This window comes from Labrys sp. F242 (assembly GCF_057813875.1).
Map to the genome: position 1 here is coordinate 125,973 of NZ_JBVASG010000004.1, position 20,627 is coordinate 146,599.

General features: G+C 62.9%; 17 protein-coding genes. 6 read left to right on the forward strand and 11 right to left on the reverse strand.

The features are described from left to right. From ACZYTC_RS24050 to ACZYTC_RS24060, 3 genes are all read right to left on the reverse strand, one after another. On the reverse strand, window positions 1–987 hold the full coding sequence (locus ACZYTC_RS24050; RefSeq protein WP_454818377.1) for an ABC transporter permease: 987 nt from the start codon (window positions 985–987) through the stop codon (window positions 1–3). Between the two features lie 8 nt (window positions 988–995). Further along, window positions 996–2,492, reverse strand: a complete 1,497-nt coding sequence (locus ACZYTC_RS24055; RefSeq protein WP_488990716.1) for a sugar ABC transporter ATP-binding protein — start codon at window positions 2,490–2,492, stop codon at window positions 996–998. Window positions 2,493–2,620: 128 nt separating this feature from the next. Then, window positions 2,621–3,625, reverse strand: coding sequence for a substrate-binding domain-containing protein (locus ACZYTC_RS24060; protein WP_488990717.1), 1,005 nt, complete (start codon window positions 3,623–3,625; stop codon window positions 2,621–2,623). Between the two features lie 197 nt (window positions 3,626–3,822). Here ACZYTC_RS24060 and ACZYTC_RS24065 point away from each other — a divergent pair, with 197 nt between their 5' ends. The 3 genes from ACZYTC_RS24065 (at window position 3,823) to ACZYTC_RS24075 (ending at window position 8,051) form a co-directional block, all read left to right on the forward strand. Next, on the forward strand, window positions 3,823–4,716 hold the full coding sequence (locus ACZYTC_RS24065) for a MurR/RpiR family transcriptional regulator (RefSeq protein WP_454818371.1): 894 nt from the start codon (window positions 3,823–3,825) through the stop codon (window positions 4,714–4,716). Between the two features lie 11 nt (window positions 4,717–4,727). After that, the gene (locus ACZYTC_RS24070; protein ID WP_488990718.1) at window positions 4,728–6,404 is read left to right on the forward strand and encodes an alcohol dehydrogenase catalytic domain-containing protein; all 1,677 of its coding nucleotides are present in this window, start codon (window positions 4,728–4,730) and stop codon (window positions 6,402–6,404) included. Window positions 6,405–6,494: 90 nt separating this feature from the next. Then, the gene (locus ACZYTC_RS24075) at window positions 6,495–8,051 is read left to right on the forward strand and encodes an FGGY-family carbohydrate kinase (RefSeq protein WP_488990719.1); all 1,557 of its coding nucleotides are present in this window, start codon (window positions 6,495–6,497) and stop codon (window positions 8,049–8,051) included. 54 nt (window positions 8,052–8,105) lie between these two features. Here ACZYTC_RS24075 and ACZYTC_RS24080 read toward each other — a convergent pair whose 3' ends face one another. Next, window positions 8,106–10,493: a glucose/quinate/shikimate family membrane-bound PQQ-dependent dehydrogenase gene (locus ACZYTC_RS24080; RefSeq protein WP_488990720.1), complete on the reverse strand. Its 2,388-nt coding sequence runs from the start codon at window positions 10,491–10,493 to the stop codon at window positions 8,106–8,108. 258 nt (window positions 10,494–10,751) lie between these two features. Beyond that, the gene (locus tag ACZYTC_RS24085) at window positions 10,752–11,684 is read right to left on the reverse strand and encodes an FkbM family methyltransferase (protein WP_488990721.1); all 933 of its coding nucleotides are present in this window, start codon (window positions 11,682–11,684) and stop codon (window positions 10,752–10,754) included. Window positions 11,685–11,793: 109 nt separating this feature from the next. On the opposite strand from ACZYTC_RS24085, the gene ACZYTC_RS24090 reads away from it, so the two are divergent. From ACZYTC_RS24090 to ACZYTC_RS24100, 3 genes are all read left to right on the forward strand, one after another. Next, the gene (locus ACZYTC_RS24090; protein WP_488990722.1) at window positions 11,794–12,756 is read left to right on the forward strand and encodes a UDP-glucuronic acid decarboxylase family protein; all 963 of its coding nucleotides are present in this window, start codon (window positions 11,794–11,796) and stop codon (window positions 12,754–12,756) included. Between the two features lie 114 nt (window positions 12,757–12,870). Continuing rightward, window positions 12,871–13,521 carry a carbohydrate binding domain-containing protein gene (locus ACZYTC_RS24095; RefSeq protein ID WP_488990723.1) on the forward strand — a complete coding sequence of 217 codons (651 nt, stop codon included), beginning with the start codon at window positions 12,871–12,873 and terminating at the stop codon, window positions 13,519–13,521. 173 nt (window positions 13,522–13,694) lie between these two features. After that, window positions 13,695–14,540, forward strand: coding sequence for a hypothetical protein (locus tag ACZYTC_RS24100; RefSeq protein ID WP_454818357.1), 846 nt, complete (start codon window positions 13,695–13,697; stop codon window positions 14,538–14,540). A gap of 40 nt (window positions 14,541–14,580) precedes the next feature. Here the strand turns inward: ACZYTC_RS24100 and ACZYTC_RS24105 are convergent, their stop codons facing one another. From ACZYTC_RS24105 to ACZYTC_RS24130, 6 genes are read right to left on the reverse strand one after another with little or no spacing between them, the layout of a single operon-like run. Then, the gene (locus ACZYTC_RS24105) at window positions 14,581–15,066 is read right to left on the reverse strand and encodes a hypothetical protein (RefSeq protein ID WP_488990724.1); all 486 of its coding nucleotides are present in this window, start codon (window positions 15,064–15,066) and stop codon (window positions 14,581–14,583) included. Continuing rightward, the gene (locus tag ACZYTC_RS24110) at window positions 15,063–15,911 is read right to left on the reverse strand and encodes a hypothetical protein (RefSeq protein WP_488990725.1); all 849 of its coding nucleotides are present in this window, start codon (window positions 15,909–15,911) and stop codon (window positions 15,063–15,065) included. The genes ACZYTC_RS24105 and ACZYTC_RS24110 overlap by 4 nt, the downstream gene beginning before the upstream one ends. Next, entirely contained in the window at window positions 15,895–17,703 is a 1,809-nt protein-coding gene (locus ACZYTC_RS24115; protein WP_488990726.1) for a carbamoyltransferase family protein, read from the reverse strand. Before ACZYTC_RS24115 ends, ACZYTC_RS24110 begins: the two co-directional genes overlap by 17 nt. Before the next feature lie 16 nt (window positions 17,704–17,719). Further along, complete coding sequence (locus ACZYTC_RS24120) at window positions 17,720–18,493, reverse strand: glycosyltransferase family 2 protein (RefSeq protein WP_488990727.1); 774 nt, start codon at window positions 18,491–18,493, stop codon at window positions 17,720–17,722. Next, entirely contained in the window at window positions 18,486–19,676 is a 1,191-nt protein-coding gene (locus ACZYTC_RS24125; protein ID WP_488990728.1) for a glycosyltransferase, read from the reverse strand. Before ACZYTC_RS24125 ends, ACZYTC_RS24120 begins: the two co-directional genes overlap by 8 nt. Then, window positions 19,673–20,623, reverse strand: coding sequence for an exostosin domain-containing protein (locus ACZYTC_RS24130; protein ID WP_488990729.1), 951 nt, complete (start codon window positions 20,621–20,623; stop codon window positions 19,673–19,675). Before ACZYTC_RS24130 ends, ACZYTC_RS24125 begins: the two co-directional genes overlap by 4 nt. Window positions 20,624–20,627: the final 4 nt, after the last annotated feature.

A 20,627-nucleotide genomic window follows, 5' to 3' on the forward strand; every position in this document is an offset into this window, starting at 1 on the left:
TCAGACGCGATGACGATTGAGGAGCGTGTCGACCGCGACGGTGGCGATCAGCAAGGCTCCCACGACGAATTGCTGGAAGACGGGTTCGATGTCGTACATCGCCATGCCGTTCATGATCACGGCGAGCAGGAAGAGGCCGAGCACCGATGCGGCGGCATTGCCGCGTCCGCCATAGAGGCTGGCGCCACCAAGCACCGCGGCGGTGATCATGCTGAATTCGAGCCCGACGCCCATGTTGGAATCGGCATGGGTGATGCGTGAGGCTGTGTAGATGCCCGCAATGCCGGCCATCAGGCTCGACACCGCGAAGGCAAGCATCTTGATACGGCCCGTGCGTATGCCGTAGATCGCCGCCGATTGCAGATTTTCGCCGATATAGCACATCTGCCGGAACAGCACGCTGCGCCATTGGAAGAGCAGGGCGGCGACGACCAGGACGGCCATGGCGATGATGGTGAGGTTGATGCCGAGAAACGCCTGACGGGCCAGGCTGCGAAATTCGCGCGGGAAGATGTTGCCGCGCAGCGTCGTGGTCATCACGCCGACGATGCCGCGCACGATCAGCATGGTGCCGATGGTCAGCATCAGCGAATTGATGCGAAAGCGCACGACCAGGAAGCCGTTGACCAGGCCGACAATGACGGCGGCGCCGAGGGCCAGCGCAATGGCAAGCGGCAACGGGGCGCCCTGCAGCAGGAGATAGCCCGACAGGACGCCGGAAAGGGCGTAGACAGCCCCGACGGAAAGATCGATCTCGCGCAGCACCATGACATAGGTGAAGGCGAGCACGACCAGCGCTTCGATCGAGACGGCGAAGGCCAGCGAATAAAGATTGCTCGCCGTCAGGAAGTTCTCGCGCGTGATGGCCAGAAAGGCGCAGAGCGCAACGGTGATCACCAGGAGGGGTATCGTTCCCAGACGGGTGCGGCGCCGGGCAGGGGCCGCGGGTGCGGCGGCGGCAAGCGGGGCTGTCTCTTGCTGGCTCATCCCGATCCTCACTTGTTCCCGGCAGCCAGGGCCATGACCTGCTCTTCCGTCATCGCCGCGCCTGTGAGCCAGCCCGCAACCTTGCGGGCGCGCATTACCAGGATGCGGTCGGCGAGAAGCAGGATCTCCGGTAGCTCGGACGAGAACACCAGCAGGCTGCGCCCCTCGTCGGCCAGGCCGGTCAGCGCGCGATACACGTCCACTTTGGCGCCGACATCGACGCCGCGGGTGGGCTCGTTGACGATCATGATCGTGGGGTCGCAGGAAAGGCAGGCGCTCAGCATCACCTTCTGCTGATTGCCACCGGAAAGTTCCCGCGGCGGCACATTGGTGCCGGCGACCCGGATGGCGAAGCGCTTGATTGCTTCGGCGGCTTGCGCCACTAGGCTCTTCTCACTGAGAAAGCCGAAGCGCGCGAAGCGGTGGAGCACCGGCGCCGAAACATTGTCGGCAACGCTGCGCTGCATGAAGAGCCCCGCATCCTTGCGGTTGGCGTTGAGATAGGACACGCCTGCCGCCATCATGCGGCGCGGTTCGGGCGAGGCAATCGCCTTGCCCGAGATTTCCATCTGCCCGCCTTCGAGCGGATCGAGGCCGAAGAGGGAGCGTGAAAGCTCGGCCGTACCGGAGCCTTCAAGACCGTAGACGCCGACGATCTCGCCGCGGCGCAGCGACAGCGAGACGTCCTCGAAACCGTCCTGCCGTATTGCGCCCTCGACCTTGAAGACGACCGGCTCCTGGCTCGCCTTGGCCGGGCGGTCGCGGTGATGGACTTCCGCCAGCTTGCGCCCCACCATGCGGCTGACGAGGTCGCTTTCCTGCAGCCCCTGGTTGACGAGCGTCTCCACCACCATGCCGTCACGCAGGACAGTGATGCGGTCCGAGATGCGCATGACGTCGCCGAGGCGGTGGGAGACGAACAGGATCGTCTGCCCCTTGGCCCGGAGCCTGGCGAGGAGGTTCAGGAGGATGCCGGAATCATGTGCATTGAGGCCGGAGGTCGGCTCGTCGAGGATGACGATCTTGCGCTCGACGTTCACGGCCCTCAGGATCTCGATGATCTGGCGCTGGCTGGGGGTGAGTTCCAGCACGCGGGTGCGCGGGTCGATGTCGAGTTCGAACATCGCCAGGAGTTCAGCCGTGCGCCGGTTCATCTCCGTGACGTCCACGAGCCCGCCGCGCAGCGGCGGACTGTCGACGAAGACATTCTCGGCCACCGTCATGTTCTCGAAGACGGCGAGTTCCTGGTGCACCATGGCAATGCCGTATCTGGCGGCATTCGAGGGCAGGAACTCGGTGACGGTCTCGCCATCGATCACCACCGTGCCGGTGCTGGGGGTGACGTCCCCCTTGATGATCTTGAGCGTGGTGCTCTTGCCGGCCCCGTTTTCGCCAAGCAGGGTGTGGATCTCGCCGCGTCGCACGGAAAAGCTGATGCCGCCGAGCGCCTTCACCGCACCGAACGACTTGGTGACATCCTTCAGCGAGAGGACGATGTCCGCCATGGCTGGTATTCCTGACTTGATGATCCGAAGCGGTCTTCGCGAAGAAGCGGGCGGGCGAAGGGCAGGGAGCTTTCGCCTGGTGGAGCGGGTTCCGTGGATGATGGAACGGGAACCCGCGAGACGTTGCCCTATTTGAACTTCGGCATGTTGGCAGCCAGGAAGTACTGGATGTTGTCCTTATCGATCACCTGCGTTCCCATGTAGATATATTGGGGGAAGGGGATGACGCCGGCTGCCTTGTTGTCGCTGGAGATCGGCACGGTGGCGAGGCCGACCTTCTCGTCGTTGTAGGCTTCGAGCAATTGGATCGCCATGTAGGCCTGCAACGCCGTCTTGTTGACGATCGTGGCATCGATGTCGCCGCTCTGAACGCATTCAAGGACGGGCGCCTCGCGGTCATGCACGATGACGGTGAGCGGCTTGATGTCCTTGTCGAGCTCTTCGGCTGCCAGGCAGATGCCGGTTCCGGACGAGGAATCGAGCCCGATGACGGCTGTCATGTCCTTATAGGTGTTGAACATGGTCTTGGCGGCGTCGATTGCCGTCTCGGTGGTCGCCTTGTCGTCGACCCGGCCGAGCAGCTCCCACTGCGAATTGGCCTTGAGGTAGTCCATCAGGCCCTTGAACTTGGCGTCCGTGTTGGAGGCGCCCCAATTGCCGGAGACCACCAGCTTGCCTGTCTTGCCGGCCCGCTTGATCAGCTCCTTGGCGGTGTCGACGCCTGCTTCGTAATTGTCGAGGCCAACGAAGGTCAGCGCGCCGCTGTCGGGCGTTACGGCCTCGATCACCACCACCGGGATGCCCTGGCTCATGGCGCGCTTGATCGCCGGAACGGCGCCGGGCTCCCACAGCGTGGTTACGATGCCGTCCGGTTTCTTGGCGATGGCCTGCTCCACAGCTTCCGCATGGGCCACAGGATCCCAGCTCTGCGGACCGAGCGTGACGATGTTCACGCCGAATTTCTTGGCGGCATAGTCCATGCCAAGTAGAGAATCGAGAAGATAGGGATGCCCCTGCAACTGGGAGGCATAATAATATGTCCTCTTATGTTCCTGAGCTGAGCTCTGGCTACTGAAAGTGGCGGCCGACAAGGCAAAGGCTGCCGCAGCCAGGCAGGAATATAGTCTTTTCACGAGCTTTCTCCCTCATAATTTCTTGCCGCTTCCCACTTCGTGGGGAAGTTCGATGGGCTGAAACGCTAGCATCGGCGGACCTGGGTGTCTAGAAGGAAATTTCCTTGCAAGATACAAAGAAAGAAAGTTACTTTCAGAGGCGAGGGCTCCGAATGATGCTAAGCAGAGCGCCCGACGAACGGTTTTGGGAGTGACCTGTGCAGGGACCGCAAACGGAGATTACGCGACGCATCAACGCTCTGCGTGGCGGGCTCAACCCAACCCTGAGGCGCATCGCTGATTTCGTGCTCGACAGGACGGCCGATGCCAAGGCCATGAGCATCAAGGAGTTGGCTGAAGAAGCCGGCGTCTCCCAGTCCTCCGTCAGCCGTTTCGTGCGCCTAGTCGGCGCCGACTCCTATCAAGAGTTCCGCATCATGCTGGCCGAAGGGCTGACGCGCAAAGCGGCCCGGGGCAGGGCGGCCGAGCACGAGGTTTATGAAGGCATCGCGCCAGGGGACGATGCTGCGGCGATCATCGCCAAGGTGTCCCGTCGCCAGGCCGAGATCATCACGGGCGCCACGATGACGCTGGATCCCACCGAATTGTGGAAGGCGGCGCTCCTGGTTTCAGAGCACCACACCATCGTGTTCTTCGCGGTCGGATCCTCGCTCCTTGCCGCCGAAAATGGCGTCATGCGTTTCCTGCGCATCGGCAAGGCCTGCATCTTCAACCGCGATGCCAATATCCAGATGTTCTCGGTGGCGGGCCTGGCCGGGCGCGCCGTCGCCATCGGCATCAGCGACAGCGGCCGCACCAAAAGTACGGTCGAGGCGCTACGCGAGGCGAAGGCCCTGGGCATGCCCACCATCGCCATCACATCCGCCGGCGGCTCGCCGCTCGCCAAGCATGCGGACGCCGTGCTGACCCTGCCAGGCGCCGCACCCGAACCGACGGGCGGCGAAGGCATGTATGAATCGATGGTCTCCAAGATGGCTCAGCTCACCGCCATGGATGCGCTCTATGCGCTGGTGGCCCTCCAGGATCACGACAAGGCCCTGGAGCGCCTCGATTACACCGATGGCGTCATCGCCAGAAGCCGATTGAAATAAGCGAGTATCCCATGCGCCGTACCGCCCTTTCCCAGAATGCCGCGCCCTCCGGCCTGCCAGCCCTCAACCGGAGCTGGCCCTTTGCCGGTGGCGGCATCCGCGATATCGGCATGGGCGGGCGCTATGTCGATGAACCGCAGGCGCCGGCCGGGCCGGACGAGGTGATCGCCCGCATCGACGCCGTCTGCATCTGTTCTTCGGACATCAAGATCATCCGCATGGGCAAGGCCCATCCCCTGTTTGCCGATCGCGACCTTGCCGACAGCCCTGCCGTGCTCGGGCACGAGATGGCTCTGACGATCGTCGACGCCGGGGCCAATTGGCGCGATCGGTTCCGGCCCGGCGACCGGCTCGGCCTGCAGCCGGCCATCATGGTCGAGGGCAGGCGCCGCACCGTCGGCATGGATCTTCCGGGTGCCTTCGCCGAATTTATCCGCCTCGACGCGCGCGTACTGGCAGGCGAGGGGCCTTATGTCTTTCCCGTGCCCGCCGATATCAGCGCCGCGACCATCGCCATGCTGGAGCCCTATGCCTGTGTGGAAGCGGCCTATCGCCCCAATTGCCGCACAGGCCTGAAACCGGGCGGCCGCCTATTGGTGGTGGAGACCGTGCCGGGGACGCGCTTCGATCTGCCGGCGCCGGATGGTGAGATTGTCCTGGTCGGAGCCGGCGGGGCCGCGCGTGCCTGGGTGGGCGGCGCGGCGACGGTGGTGTGCCATGCCAGCCTGGAGGCCTTCGCGGCCTTGGAGGCCGGGCAGGCGAGCTATGACGATATCATCCTCGCAGGCCCGGTCGATGCGGAGGCGACGGCCCGGCTGGCGGGCTGCCTTGCCAAGGGCGGCCTGATGGTCCTGATCGGAGCAGGGTTGGAGCGCGAGAGCGTCATCCTCGATGCCGCACGCATTCATTATCACGAACTCTCCTTTCTCGGCGCGCCCGGCCCCTCGCTATCCGAAGCCTTTGTGCCCGCTCGCACGCGCTTCGAACTGCGCGCAGGCGGTACTGCCCTGGTGCTGGGGGCGGGCGGCGCCATGGGCCGCATCCACACCCATCGTGCCTTGGAGCTGAAGGATGGGCCGGCGACGATCATCGCCACCTCGCGCAAGGGCGCTCGCCTCAAGGCGTTGGAGGATGACTTCGCACCGCTTGCCCGCCAGCATGGCAAGACGCTGGTGGTGATCGAGGACGGCGAGGTCGAGGCCTGCGTCGCCCGGCTGGCGCCTGAAGGCTGTGACGATGTGGTGGTGGTTGCGCCGGAGGTCGCGGTGATCGAGCGGGGCGCAAGGCTGATGCGGCCCGACGGCATGCTCGTGCTGTTCGCCGGCATGCCCTTCGGCCAGCCTTGCGCCTTGCCACTCGGTCTGGTCTCCAGCGTCAATGCGCGCATCACCGGTTCCACCGGGTGCACGGTCGCCGACCAGCTTGCCGTTCTCGATCGCGTGGTCGAAGGCTCGCTCGAACTCTCGGGCAATCTGGAAGCAGTGGCGGGGCTTGGCGCCCTGCCGGATGCACTCGAAGCGGTCAATGCGGGCAAGGTCTCGGGCAAGATCGCCATCTATCCCGCCCTGCTCGACCTGCCGGTGACGCCGGTGGGTGACCTGCGTCAGGAGGGTCAGCCGGTCCGCTGGTCACTGGAAGACGAACGACGCCTTCTCAACGGCGCTGCGGCCCACGCTTTGCGCGGTTGATCGGACGCGACCATACGCCGGCCCGTAACGGGCTAGAGATACGAAACATGGCGGGCCGAACCTGCCGGCTCAAAATCAGGGAGAGACGCCATGGCAAAGGCCGTGATCGGCATCGATATCGGCACGACCGGCACCAAGACCGGCATCTATGACGAAACAGGGAAGCTGTTGGGCTCGGCTTTCGAGGAATCAGTGTTGATCTATCCCAGACCCGGCTGGGTCGAGCAACGCCCCGACGATATCGAAGGTTCGGTCCATCGCACCATTCGCGCGGCGATGGAAACGGGCGGCGTGAACCCTTCGGATGTCGTGGCGATCGCCCTCGACGGCCAGATGGGAGGCGTCTGCACGATCGATGCCGACTGGAATGCCCCCACGCACTACGATTCCTGGCTCGATAACCGCTGTGCCGGCTATCTGCCTTGGTTGAAGGAGCGCGGCATGGAGATCCTGCGGGCCTCCGGCTGCGCGCCATCCTATAATCACGGGCCCAAGATCCTTTACTGGAAACATGAATTTCCCGAGATCTGGTCGCGCGTCCGCGCCTTCGTCCAGCCGGCAGCCTATGTTGCCGGTCGCCTGGCAGGGCTCAAGGGCGATGACGCCTTCATCGACCGGACCTATCTCAACTTCTCGGCCTTTGCCGATACGGCCAATTGTCGTTGGAACGAAGGCCTGCTTGCCGATTTCGGTCTCGATACCACCAAGCTCCCGCGCATCGTCGAACCCTGGGACGTTGTCGGCAGGCTGACACACGCGGCCGCAGAGGCGACCGGTCTCCGACAGGGAACGCCAATTGCCGCGGGTTGCGGCGACCAGGCAGCCAATGTCCTGGGAGGCGGTATTGTCGAGCCCGGCATGATCTATGACGCCGCCGGCACGGCTTCGGTCTTCTCGATCGTGCTCGACACCTTCGCCACCGATACCACCTATCAGGCCCTGATGACCTGCCCGCATGTGGTGCCGGGCCTCTACTACGCCATGGCCTATGTCGCCGGCGGCGGTCTCAACCTGCGCTGGTTCCGCGATGCGATCTGTCATGCCGAGAAGGCCGGTTGGGAAAACGATGGACGCAATCCCTATGACGAGCTTGGGCGCCTCGCCGAAGCCGCACCGCCCGGCGCGGACAAGCTGATCTTCCTGCCGCATCTGGGCGGGCGCAACACGCCCAACAATACCGACATGCGCGGTGCCTTCATCGGCCTGACCTGGCGCCACGAGAAATCCCACATGGTCCGAGCCGTCATGGAGGCCATCGGCTATGAATATCTTCTCTATCTGCGCTCGGTGAAGACGCTCGCGCCCGATCTCGTGCCGACCCGCATCACCGGCATCGGTGGCGGGGCCCGCAGCCAGACCTTCCGCCAGATCAAGGCCGACATATTGGGGCTCAGCTATGGCAGGCTCGACCGTGACGAGTTCGGCACGCTCGGTAGCGCCATCGTCGCCGGCAAGGCGGTGGGCCTGTTCGACGACATCGCGGCGACGGCGCGTGGCTTCGTGAAGACAGTGGGCGAGCCCATCCGCGCCGACAGCGCGAACACGGCCTTCTATCGCGATTATGCCGCCTATTATGCGGACATGCTGGAGGAATCCGCAGGCTTTTTTGCAAAGCTCTCAGCCCTGGGCCAGCCTGCTCCGGCGTGAAACAAAGTCGGGATGTCGGATCGGCTGCTGGGTAATATCAGCCTTCAACCGGCATTACGGCAGGCTGTAGGCGATCAGATAATCCCCCATCGTGGTGCCGAACGAACCATGGCCGCCGGCCATGGTGACGACATATTGCTTGCCGCCGATCTCATAGCTCATCGGCGTGGACTGTCCGCCGGCGGGCAAATGATCCTCCCACAGCTGGTTGCCGGTGGTCACGTCATAGGCGCGGATGAAATTGTCCATCGTATAGGTCATGAAGGCCAAGCCGCCGGCCGTGACGATGGGACCGCCAAGGCCTGGCATGCCGATCTTCAAGGGCAGGGGGATCGGCGATACGTCCCGAATGGTGCCATTGCGGTGCATCCAGATGATCTTGTTGGTCTTCAGGTCGATACCGGCGATGAAGCCCCAGGAGGGTTGCTTGCAGGGAAAGCCGACCGGTGACAGCAGCGGATTGATGGTCACGCCGAAGGGAACCCCAAACTGGGGCTGCACGCCCTGCTCGGTACCTGAAGGCAGGCTGGCATCGGGGGTTGCCGGGTTGTTCGGCCCCCGCGGGATCAGCTTGGATACGAAAGGCAGGTAGATCGGGTTGGCGATCGCGACCTGGCGCACCGGATCGACGGCGATGCCGCCCCATTCGAAGACACCGAGATTGCCCGGGAAAACCAGCGTTCCCTGCAGCGAAGGCGGCGTGAAGGTTCCTTCATAGCGCAGGCGCTTGAACATGATCCGGCAGGCAAGCTGGTCGAACATGGTGGCACCCCACATGTCCGCATCGGTCAGCTTCTGTTCGGGGCGGAAGGTCAGTGCGGAGAAGGGCTGCGTCGGCGATACCCGGTCACCCGGCGCCGCACCCTGCGGTACGGGCCGCTCCTCAACCGGCACGATCGGCTTGCCGTCACGCCTGTCGAGTACGAAGATATTGCCCGTCTTGGTTGGGACATAGAGGGCCGGCACCACGCTGCCATCAGGCCTGGCGAGGTCGACGATGCTCGGCTGGGAGGGGACGTCCATGTCCCACAAATCGTGATGGACGGTCTGGTAGGACCAGGCGAGCTTGCCCGTATCGGCGTTGAGGGCGACGATGGACGAAGCGTAGCGCTCGCTCGCCGGCGTGCGGTTGCCGCCCCAGATATCGGGGGTCTGCACGCCGGTCGGGATATAGACCAGGTTCAGCTTGGGGTCGTAGGACGACACGATCCAGGAATTGGGAGAGGCGTCGATGAATTTATGCGTCGCCGACGGCATCTGGTTGGGATCGTCATTGCCTGCGTCGAAAGCCCAGACCAGCTTGCCGGTATGGACGTCGAAGCCCCGGAACACGCCTGAGGGCACGGTGGCCGAATAATTGTCGATCACCGAACCGGTGACCATCACGATCTTGTCGGTCACCACGGGCGGGGAGGTCACGTAATAGAAGCCGCGCTGGGTGACGCCCATGCCTTCCATCAGGTCGATCGCGCCGTTCTTGCCGAATTGTGCGCAGGGCGCGCCCGTCTGGGCGTCGACCGCGAACAGCCTTCCGTCATTGGTCGGCAGGAAGATGCGTGTCGGACATTCCGCCGGTGGCGGAGTGCCGTCGGAAGTGTGGGCGTCGGCCTTGGTCTCGAGATAGGAGACGCCGCGGCAGGTCATGTGCTGATAGGTCTTGTCGTAGGCGATCTTGGGATCGAACTTCCATTTCTGCTTGCCCGTGGTTGCATCGAGCGCAAACAGGATCTGATGGGGCGAACACAGATAGAGCGTGTCCTTGATCTTGATCGGCGTGACCTGGTTGGTCAGTTCGCCTGGATCGTTCGGGCCCTTGAGATCGCCGGTGCGAAAGGTCCACGCGACTTTCAACTGCGAGACGTTCTGCGGCGTGATCTGGGTGAGTGGCGAATAACGGTTGCCGAACTGGGTCCGGCCATAGGCCGGCCAGTCGCCGTCAGGCAGGCTTGCGGCATCGGCGGCGACGGGGGCTGGCGAAGCGGCCGGCGGCAGGTTGCCTGCAAAGCTCTGGGGGTCCTGCGTGAGCGAATAGCCGAGAACGCCGGCACAGGCCAGAAGCGCGACGATGAGGGGCACGCGGGCCGCCAGGTTCACCCTGTCTGTTGCGGGTGAGCGCAAGGGGCGCGAGACGAAGGGCAGGAGCAGCCACAGGCCAAGCGGCGCGAAAATATCGCCCCTTGGCGCCAGCAGCCAGAAATCGAAGCCGGATTCCCACACCGCCCAGATGAGCGTGCCCAGCAAGAGAAGGGCATAGACGACGAGGGCCGAAGAGTGCCGCCTGGCGAGCAGGAAGGCCGTCACCAGCATCAGCAGCCCGGCGACGACATAATAAGGGGACCCACCCAGGATCAGCAGCCAGATCCCTCCGCCGCCGAGGGCCAGGCCGATTATCGCAAAAACAATCCAAGTAATTGTAAGCAGAAGGCCACGACTCTGGTGCATTGCGCTATCCAGTACGGTGAAAGATGCCGTATCCCCTCAGGGAAGGACTAGCATGGCCCGAGCGGAAGTGGCAACCACCCGCGGCGGGGTCGGTTGCCTCAGAGCCGCTCGCTTGTATGGCGTAGCGCGACCGCCTCGCATATTCGGTTCTGGCGTAGTGGCTGCCTTGGAAGCTCGAAAATACGTCGGAGACCGGACGGGCCGCTATCGACAGTCATCCGGTTCTGAAGACGGTCACGCGCCGATTTTCGGCGAAAGTCACGCGACCGGAGGAAGAGCGAAAAGCGCGTTGGAGACGCAGAACATCTCGCCTTCGGTGACGATATAATCGTTGTAGGACGCAATGAAGCGGTAGCCATGCGGCCGCAGGAGCGAATCGATGGAGATCAGATCGCCCCCCACCGCATTCTCTTTGGGCTGCAGGTCGTTGAATTCCACATAGATGAATTTGATGGCCCGCCGTTCCAGCATGGCTCGGCCGCCCTGGAGAACCGTGTGGTCGAAACCTTCGGTGTCGAGCTTGAGGATATCGACCGTCCCAAAGCCATTGTGCCCGCAATAGGCGTCGAGAGTCGTCGATCGCACGCTGATCCGCTTGGCGTCTTGCGGGTAGCGCAGCGCATATTGCGCGCGGTCGCTGAGACTGTTGATCTTCGAAGAGGGGTATTCGAACATGTCGACGGTGCCGGTCTGCACTCCCAGCGCGGTATTGACGCCGGTAAACCGGTCCTGCCTGCCGAGCCGCTGCATCAGGATGCCGAACGTGTCCGGATGCGGTTCGAAGCTGACGATTTTCGCGTCGGGGAATTTGCGGAGGGCGAGGACCGCCGTCTCGCCATCATTGGCCCCGACATCGAAGACGGTGGCAATGGGATAGCGCCAGGCCTCGGCAAGATGCTGGATGTCGGCCCAGGGGTCGTGACCGAATTTGGCTCCGGCCCTGATCAGGAGCAGCCCGTGCCGGGCCAGCACCCGCTTCACCAGCCTGGAGATCTGTGCGCGAAGAACGCCCATCGCCGTATTGTACTCCAGGCTCGTCTGTTTTGGCCGTTGTTGAACGCGGATGATCGACGAGGGGCTTATTAAGTCATTTCGCCCGGCATGACAGCCCCGTTTGAGCCATTGCAAGAGGTGTTCAGGCGAGCAAAAGGGGAGGGCGGCGCCGACAAGCGACCAGGCAAGGTTCGCCACGGGATTTGACGACTCCGCAAAAATCGATAGTTTTCTTGGTCATGAAGGTCTTGAATCACGGCTTCACGCTCACGAGACGGACAGGAATGCGCCTGTGAGGAGCGTCTTGGTGACAGGCGGCGCCGGCTTTCTCGGCTCGCATCTATGCGAGCGCCTGTTGAAGGAAAACAAAGAAGTTATTTGTGTCGATAACTTCTTCACCGGCTCACGTCGCAACGTGGATCAACTTCTCGGCAAGGCTTCTTTCAAGCTGTTGCAACACGACATTACGACACCCCTCCATGTCGAAACCGACGAGATCTACAATCTGGCCTGCCCGGCTTCGCCGAAGCATTATCAGTTCGATCCGGTCCAGACGACCAAGACGAATGTGCTAGGCGCCATCAATGTGCTGGACCTGGCGCGGCGCCTGGAGATCAAGGTTCTGCAGGCCTCCACCTCCGAAGTCTATGGCGATCCGCACATCCATCCCCAAGCGGAAGATTATTGGGGGAACGTCAATCCGATCGGGGCGCGTTCCTGCTATGACGAGGGCAAGCGCTGCGCCGAGACCTTGTTCTTCGATTATATTCGACAATACGACGTCCCGGCCAAGGTCGTAAGGATCTTCAACACCTATGGTCCGCGCATGCAGCCCGATGACGGGCGGGTGGTGTCGAACTTCATCGTCCAGGCCCTGTGCAACCAGGATATCACCATCTATGGCGATGGCGGGCAGACGCGATCGTTCTGCTATGTCGACGACCTGATCGAAGCGCTCATTCGCATGATGGCGACGCCGGCTGATATTCACGGACCGGTCAATATCGGCAATCCCGTGGAGATGACTGTCCGGGAACTCGCCGAACTCATCATCGAGCTGACGGGTTCGGCGTCCCGGCTCAACTTTCGGCCTTTGCCGGCGGACGATCCGCGCCAGCGCCAGCCCGATATTACCAAGGCGCGCGCGCTTCTGGACTGGGCTCCTTCTGTCGGCCTTCGCGAGGGCCTGGCCAGGACGATCGCCTATTTCGAGGATCTGCTGAGATCGGACGAACACAGGGTGCTACGTAGCCTCAGCCCCGCCCAATGAGGTCTTGAGATCGTCTCTTGGGATGGGCCGCGATTTCAATGCGATTGTTGATTGGCCGGGCTTGGTTTAACCTACCATCTGGCCTGACGTGGGGACTGGCGCCGGGAGAGTGGCATGAAATTTCTGCTCAAGGCATGGGGGCCGTTGCTTCTGGCATTCGCCCTGATTGTCTCGCCAATCCTGCTTGCACAGGCCCGCGCCCAGCTCATTACGAATGGCGGCTTCGAGACGACGACGGGGTGGACATACGCTGGAGGATCCACGAGAACGCAAGAGGGTGGAATACTTCCTACCAACCCACCCGCGCATAACGGGAGTTTCTATGGCACGATTGCCACCGGCGGCGGAACGATTTCGCAATCCATCAATATTCCTACCGCCGGTACTTATCAATTGAGCTTCTATCTGGCGCCGCAATTGTCTCTTTCTCTTGGTACTTTGAATTTCAGTGTCCAGATAGGGGGAACGACTTACAATTTAACCTATGGCATTACGGTCATTGGTTTGGGCGGCTATAATCTTTATACACTTACCGTCAGTTTGCCGGCTGGTGTAACAAATCTGATCTTCACGAACTTGCCGGGCTTGTTGACATCGCCTTTGCGTCTGGACGACGTATCCCTGGTGCAGATCCCTGGTCCCGTACCGGGTACGAGCACGATTTCCTATTTGGTGGTAGCCCTCCTGGCCCTGATGCTGGGACGCAGGCAAATGAGGGACGGGGTGAGGTGGCTCAAGGGCCTGTTATCGACGCGCAGCTCGTAATCCTCGTCACGACTGCGTCGAGAGGTTAGCCGTAAGAAGATTCAATTGACCTTCAATACGCGTCGCGGTTCCCGTTCAACCAACAAGAGTCGGGTTGTGGATTGTCGTTCCGATGCGTAATCTCATTCCCATAGCCGCGCTCCATTTCGGCGCCTTGCGTTAGGGCAACCCATATGCCTCCTCTGCCCATCGAGGTTTCACTGGTCATTTTCGTGATCCTGGTGGGTATCGGCATCGCCGGATTCTTTGCCTCCTCGCGGCCCTACAATATCTTTGCCGAAAGCTGGCGACAGGCATTCGTGACTATTATACGCCAGCCGGGGCTGTTCTTTGCCGCCTGGTTGATTTTCGCCATTCAGGAGTTGGTGCCACCGGTATCTTTCCTGGTGGCATGGCCTTCGGGGCTGGTTCAGATCGGGCTGCTCGTCGCTTTTCATGCCATGACGACCTATCTGCTCGCCCGCATCGCGTTACGCCTGCATCGGGGCCTCATCCACGAAGAATGGCGCCCCGTAATACCCACCGGCTCTCGGGCGCGGCGGATGGGTTTTTACGTGCTGCTGTGCTGGGCCATCATCGGCCTGCTCAAGCATCCGCCCTTGCCGACTTCGCCTGTTCCGCATGAGCAACTCCTGCGCGGGGCCATCCTGCTGTCCTATGCCCTCGGCTTCATGGCGACGGCTGGCCTGGCATTGGTGGGACCAGCGGCATCCCTCGACGAGCGCCGGCCGATCCGGACCTCGTTGAGGACGGCATGGCGCGAACCGGTCTCCCTATTGGTCATCATCATCGGCATCAGCCTGCAGATCGGCTTCGTGATGGAGGGGGCAAATCTGGCTCTCAGCCACTACCCGCAGATCGGCGAGCTGCGTCTGTTCGCGGCACCAATCGTCTGGGCCTTCATGGCGCTCGTTCTGTTCATGTCGGAATTCTCGCTGGTGATATTCCTCACGCGCGTCTGGGAGGACCGCTACGAAGAGGACACGCGCAACGCGGCTCACAATTTCAACTGGACCTGAAGCCCGCTTCGCGAAAACGCGCTTTAGGCCAGGGTCGAACTTAGGGTCCGGTGAGCAGAGCTGACCAGTCGAAGCTGTTGCGCTGACACTGGCGGGGCGAAAAGATGGCAAGACCGATGGAATCCCAGGCGCTCGATCGGGAAAGGCCCAGCATGACGTCGAGCTTACGCCGCAGCCATGGCCAGGCGAGGTCCCGAAGATGCAGGCTGGGCACTGCCGCGCCGCCATAGACGGTGATCAGCTCTTCATTGGCGCCTGACATGTCGGTGAGGATTTGGGTAGCATCGCGGTGGATGGTCTCCGTCAGCACGGCTCGTGTCGGCGTGGTGCAACCAGGCCGCATGAAAGAGAATTCGGGGCCGAGCAGGGTCTTGCGTTGGGCTGAGAGCGAAAAGCCGGCTTTTGCGAAAGCCGATGCGATCTGGGCTTCGGGGGCGGGCTGGGGGGTAACACGGGCCTGACGGATTGCCAGGGTCAGCGAGCAGACCACCAGCGCAGCAGCCAGAAGATGGAACAGGCGAGTCATGCGGAGGGCTGCATTTGCCCGGGCCGGGTCCGGCAATAAGCGAGTACAAGGATCAGGACAGCGTAGAATGCCGCCAGGAAACTCGCGCCCGTGCCTTCGTGCCAGACCAGATAACCTTCCTTCGACGCGCAGATCAGGATCAGGCGCAGCCAGTTCAAGGCGAAGGTCGCGCCAATGACGATGAGGAACGCTGCGCGGTCGGAACGACGGAGTGGCCCGCCGAAGCCGACGGCAATGATGGCGTAGGCCATAAGGTTCTGGACGAGTGTGGTCGAGGTGGCGCAGCCCCACATGACGTCGAAGCCGATATTGTCGGCGGGCCGAAGGATATAGGTGCCGTAGCCCGATACATCCTGCCCCGCCATCTGGAGCACTGTTCGCACGATGGTGGCATCGAGCAGCCCAACAACATTGTGAAGGGCGAGGAAGGGCCAGCCGAGGAGCACGAATTGGGCGATGAACGCCAGCAGCGCAAAGGCCGAGGCCCGGCAGGACGGGCGCTTGCGCAAGCGCCACGCCGCAAGGATGGCGAGCGCCAGCGCGGCCGCGAGAGGTATCTGGCGCAGCACGAGCACGCAGACGGCCATCGCCGCGAGGATGAAGGCAGTCTCACCGGCCTGGAAGGGAGTATCGCGCCGCCCGTGCCCGATCAGGCGCACAATCACCGCGATCTCGATCAATTCCAGGACGGAGATCACATTGGGCAGGTCGCCGATCTGGCGCAAGGGCTGCTGGCCCAGCCGATAATAAAACCATTCGAGGCAGACAAGGACAAGGCACCACCCATAGACGGCCCGACAGGAGACGGTGCGCGAGGGCGCGATTGTTTCAGGAACCGGCGACATGGCCATCGGCGACGGGCTGGCTATCTGGCAGGGCGGCAGGCGCCGTGCCCTCCCGGCGCCGGATCATCACACGCCCGAGCACGAGAATGTCCATGCGTGTCCGCAGGAAGCAGTCGAGCGCCTCGCCGGGCGTGCAGACGATGGGTTCATTCTCGTTGAAGGAGGTATTGAGCACCATCGGAATGCCGGTCTGCTCGAAGAAGGCGGAAATCAGGGCGTGATAGGCCGGGTTGGCCTGTTGCCGTACCGTCTGGGGGCGCCCGGAGCCATCCACATGGGTGATCGCAGGCACAAGGGCGTACTTGTCGGGCCTGACCGGAAGAACCTCGGTCATGAACGGCACCTCGTCGATACCTTCGAACCAATCGGCGGCGTGTTCGGCGAGGATGGAAGGCGCGAAGGGGCGGAACGACTCGCGCCGTTTGATCTTGTGGTTGAGAAGCTGCTTGATATCCGCCCGCCGAGGATCGCACAGGATGGAGCGGCTGCCGAGCGCGCGCGGTCCCCATTCCATCCGCCCATCGAACCAGCCGATCACATTGCCGGCGGCGATGGCGGCTGCCGTTACCCGGTTAAGCTCGGCATCATCGCCAAAATGCCGGATCTCGCAGCCCAGGGCGGCAAGATGGGCCGTCTCGGCCATCACAAGCCGATCGATGTCGCCGGAGGCAAAGCCCGGTCCCCAATAGGCATGGTCCATCGCGGCTATGCGCCGGCCGCCGAGCTTGTGCCAGAGGGCGAGGGCGGAACCCAGGGCCCCACCGGCATCACCGGCCGAAGGCTGCACATAGAGGTGACGGAAGGCGGTGGTGCGCCTTATCTTGCCATTGGCCACCGAATTGAGGGCGCAGCCACCGGCCATGGCGAGGTTCGGCAGGCGATATTTGTCCCAGACGGCTTGCAGGATGTGATCGAGGACTTCCTCATAGAAAGCCTGGACCGAAGACGCGATGTCGTGATGGCGTTCGGTCAATGCCTCGCTCGGCGCTCTCGCCGGGCCGAGCAGGTCCTCCAGCGCATCCGAATAGAGCGGGGCGAAGACCGGGGCTCCGCCCTGCCAATCGAAAGCTATCCTCTCGCGGTGATGCCGGAAATAGCCGAGGTCGAGAGCGAAGGTTCCTGCCGCTTGGAGCCTGATGACGCGGCGCAGCCTTTCGAGGAAGGCCGGCTTACCATAGGACGCCAGGCCCATGACCTTGTACTCATCGCCATAATGCGGAAAGCCGAGATATTGGGTGAGCGTCTGATAGAACAGGCCGATGGAATGGGGAAACAGGACCCGTTTTTCGATAGCGATCTCGCTGCCACGCCCGCTTCCCCAGGCGGCAGAGGAGAAATCGCCGAAGCCGTCGAGGGAGAGGACGGCTGCTTCCTCGAAGGGGGAGGCGAAGAAAGCCGATGCCAGATGGGCCAGATGGTGCTCGATCCGATGCACAACGCCCTTGAAGCGCCGCCCCGGAAAGGCGGCGGCCAGTTCATCGACGATGGAGAGGCGCCTGCGCCTGTTGCGGAACCGGTCGACGACAAGGGCAAGATCAGGCCTGTGGCGTGCCAGATGGGCCAGGCGCTCCAGGCGATGCACCGTCGGGTCGCTGTTGACGGCGACATGGTCGACGTCTCCAAGCCCGATGCCTGCTTCCTGAAGGCAATAGGCGACGGCCTGGCTGGGAAACCCCGCCCAGTGTTTGATGCGGCGAAAGCGCTCTTCCTCGGCGGCCGCGATGATCTGCCCGTCCTTGAGAAGGCAGGCGGCTGCATCGGCGTGGTAGGCGTTGAGGCCGAGGATGATCAAACCAGGACCCTTCCTGTCATTTTGCCAGGCGCCGATCGATCAGGGTCAAGGCGATCAGGCATTCGGCGATCGTACGCTGCAGGGTATAGTACCAACCCGCCCAGCCATCGAGGAAGGCACCTTTCCAGAACAAGGTGTAGACGAACACCAGAAGCGGCGCCGGCCATGCCCTCAGCCGGAGGCGGTCGACCCGGTTTAGTGTGTCCCTGGGGGCCGCCAGCAGATGGTCGGCCTCGATATGCGCATAGCGCTTTTGCGAATCGACCCATCTGAGAAGGGGTTTGCGATCGTCGTGATAGATGGGCGCCGCCAGGGTGCCGACTTCGCCCGCCACGGTCACGCGATGGCCATGGCCCTCGTCGCGATAGCGCGCCGCCTGCCGGCGGTAGAGCACGGTGCGAGCGGGATAGAGGGTCCCACGCAGGGCCCTGCCATGGATGCGATAGATGAACGTCGTCGAATAGCCCTGCGCGGTTTCTTCGCGGAGGGACTGAATTTCGCGAACGAGATCCTCGCTCAATTCATAATCGGCATCCAGCGAGAGCACCCACGGCGTGTCGACGAGGCCAAGGCCGAAATTGCACTGGCCGGCAAAACTGTCGAAGGGGCGATGCACGACCTCGACATTGGCGTATCGGCTGGCGATCTCGAGGGTCTCGTCCGTACTGCCGCTGTCCACCAACAGAATACGGGACGCCCAGTCGAGCCGCTCGAGGCAGCGTGCCAGATTCGGGGCTTCGTTGAAGCTCAGGATCAGGACCGTCGTCCGCGGTGCGATCAAGTCAGACATGAACGGCTCTTCCGGCGAGGGCGACTTCCCTCGCCTGGGCGAGGACTGCCTCCTGGTAGACATCGACCATGGCCGATGCAATGCCCGGCCAGGAGAACTGTTCGCGTGCCGTCTTCTCGCCGGCCTGTCCCAGCCTGGTGGCAAGATCCGGGTCTGCCAGAAGGGAGGAAAGCGCTGCGCCCAGCGCCTTGGGGGAGGCGTCGACGACCATGCCGCAGCCGGCGCTGGCGACCACGTCGGCCAGGCCGACTTCAGGGCTGACGACCACGGGACGGGCGCAGGCCATTGCCTCCAGGACGGCATTGCCGAAATTCTCCGAATGGGAAGCCAGCGCGAAGGCGGCGCAGTTGCGCAGCAAGGACCATTTCTCCTCGCCATGCACGGGGCCCACGAAGCGGACGCGGGCATCGAGCCCCAACGCAGCCGCGCGTGCCCTCAGCCGGGCGGTTTCGCCCTCGTCATCGTTGCCGGCGATGACGAGATCGGCCTCGGCGACAAGCTGCATGGCATCGATCAGACGCGCGATGCCCTTCTTCCAACTGATCCGGCCCAAAAAAAGGACATAGGGCCGGGAGCGATCCGGCGGAAAGAGGCTGGCACCGGCAGGCGGCATGTCGATGCCATTGGGCACCAGGGCGAAAGCCCGGGCCGGCAATCCCAGTTTCTCGATGTCGAGGCGTTCGGATCGACTGGTCACATGAATGGCCGCCGCCCCGGCAAGGTTGGCCCGGTCAAAAGCCCGGATCCAGGCCGATTTCAACATCCAGCTCTTGCGCTGGATCAGGCCCTCGACGAGCATCCCACGTGGCGCCAGCAGATAGGGCACGGCGTTTCGCTGTGCCAGCCTCGCGGCAACGGTGGTGGGCCACAGGAATACGGAATGAAGATGCACGATATCGAAGGAAGCGATGTGCCGTGCCAATGCACGGCCCATGGCGGGAGAGCGGTAGAGACGTCGTCCGAGGCCGGTGGGGAAATAGTGGACGTCCACCCCATCGAGCCGCACGGGCCTGTCGGTCGGGACCGGCAGGATGCCGGCGCCGTCGACATTGGTGGTGTAGACATGCACATCGCAGCCCTGGCCCGCCAATGCACGGCACAATCCGTGCACGGCATGAATTGGTCCCCCATAGCGTAAGGCTGGCAGATAGGTCGGCACCACATGGAGGCAGCGCAGGGTCAAGATATCGGCCCCGGCTCGGCGCGGAACCGGGTCTTGACCCGATGCGCCAATGAATAACCTTCGCGCCAGCCCAGTGCCTTCCAGGCGCGCCCAGCCATTGCGGCGGTCCCTGTTTCGTAGGGAAGCGTGAGCAGCATGGCGAGCAGGCGGTCGAAGAAGACCTCGGGTGCGAAATGCGTCGCAAATACCTGACGCGCGCGCTGGCCCATGACCGCGGCCTGTCCGCGAACCTCCTTCAGGATATGCGGTATATGCATGATGTCCTTTTCGGCCACGAACAGGCTGAAATCCCGCCAGGGAATATCGGGTGGTGCCTGCCAGGCATCGGCGATGATCACTGGTGCACGGCCAAGGGCCATCGCTTCGAAAAGACGGATGCTGGCGGTACCGAAGCCGCGGGGGCAAAGGGCGAATTGCGATTGGAGCAGCAGTTCGCGATAGGTCGCATGATAGTCGAAATCGGCGAAGCGGGCCGGCGCCGCTGCAAGATCGAGGCACGGCGTATCTGGAGTGTCGAGCGCCAGGAGGCGTTCGCGTATCGGATGGGTGCTGGTTCGGCCCAGAAAGGAAAACAGATAGGCAGGTTCCTTCTGCGGCGGGGAGGCCGCCGGGGTGGGGGCATCGGGGTCTGGGAGATAGCTCCAGCTCCGCGCCCAGGGCAGGGTCCTGGTGAGGGATGGATAGGCCCCGGGCAGCACGGCGTAGGGCCAGTCCGATTCCGAGAACAGGAAATGCCTGGCCGTGGGGTGGGTCCTGACCCGGCGCCGCAATAGCGGCAGGTCCGCAAGGCCGACATAGCCACTGTCGAGATACAATACGATATCGGGGACGTCATCGGCAGCGGCGATCCGGAGGGCCGAGGGCGGATGCAGCGCCGCCAGCCGGCGGGCTTTCGAGAGAGCTGGGTTTTCCCGCAAGGCGGTCAAGAGGAGACAAGGGCCTGCCATCAAA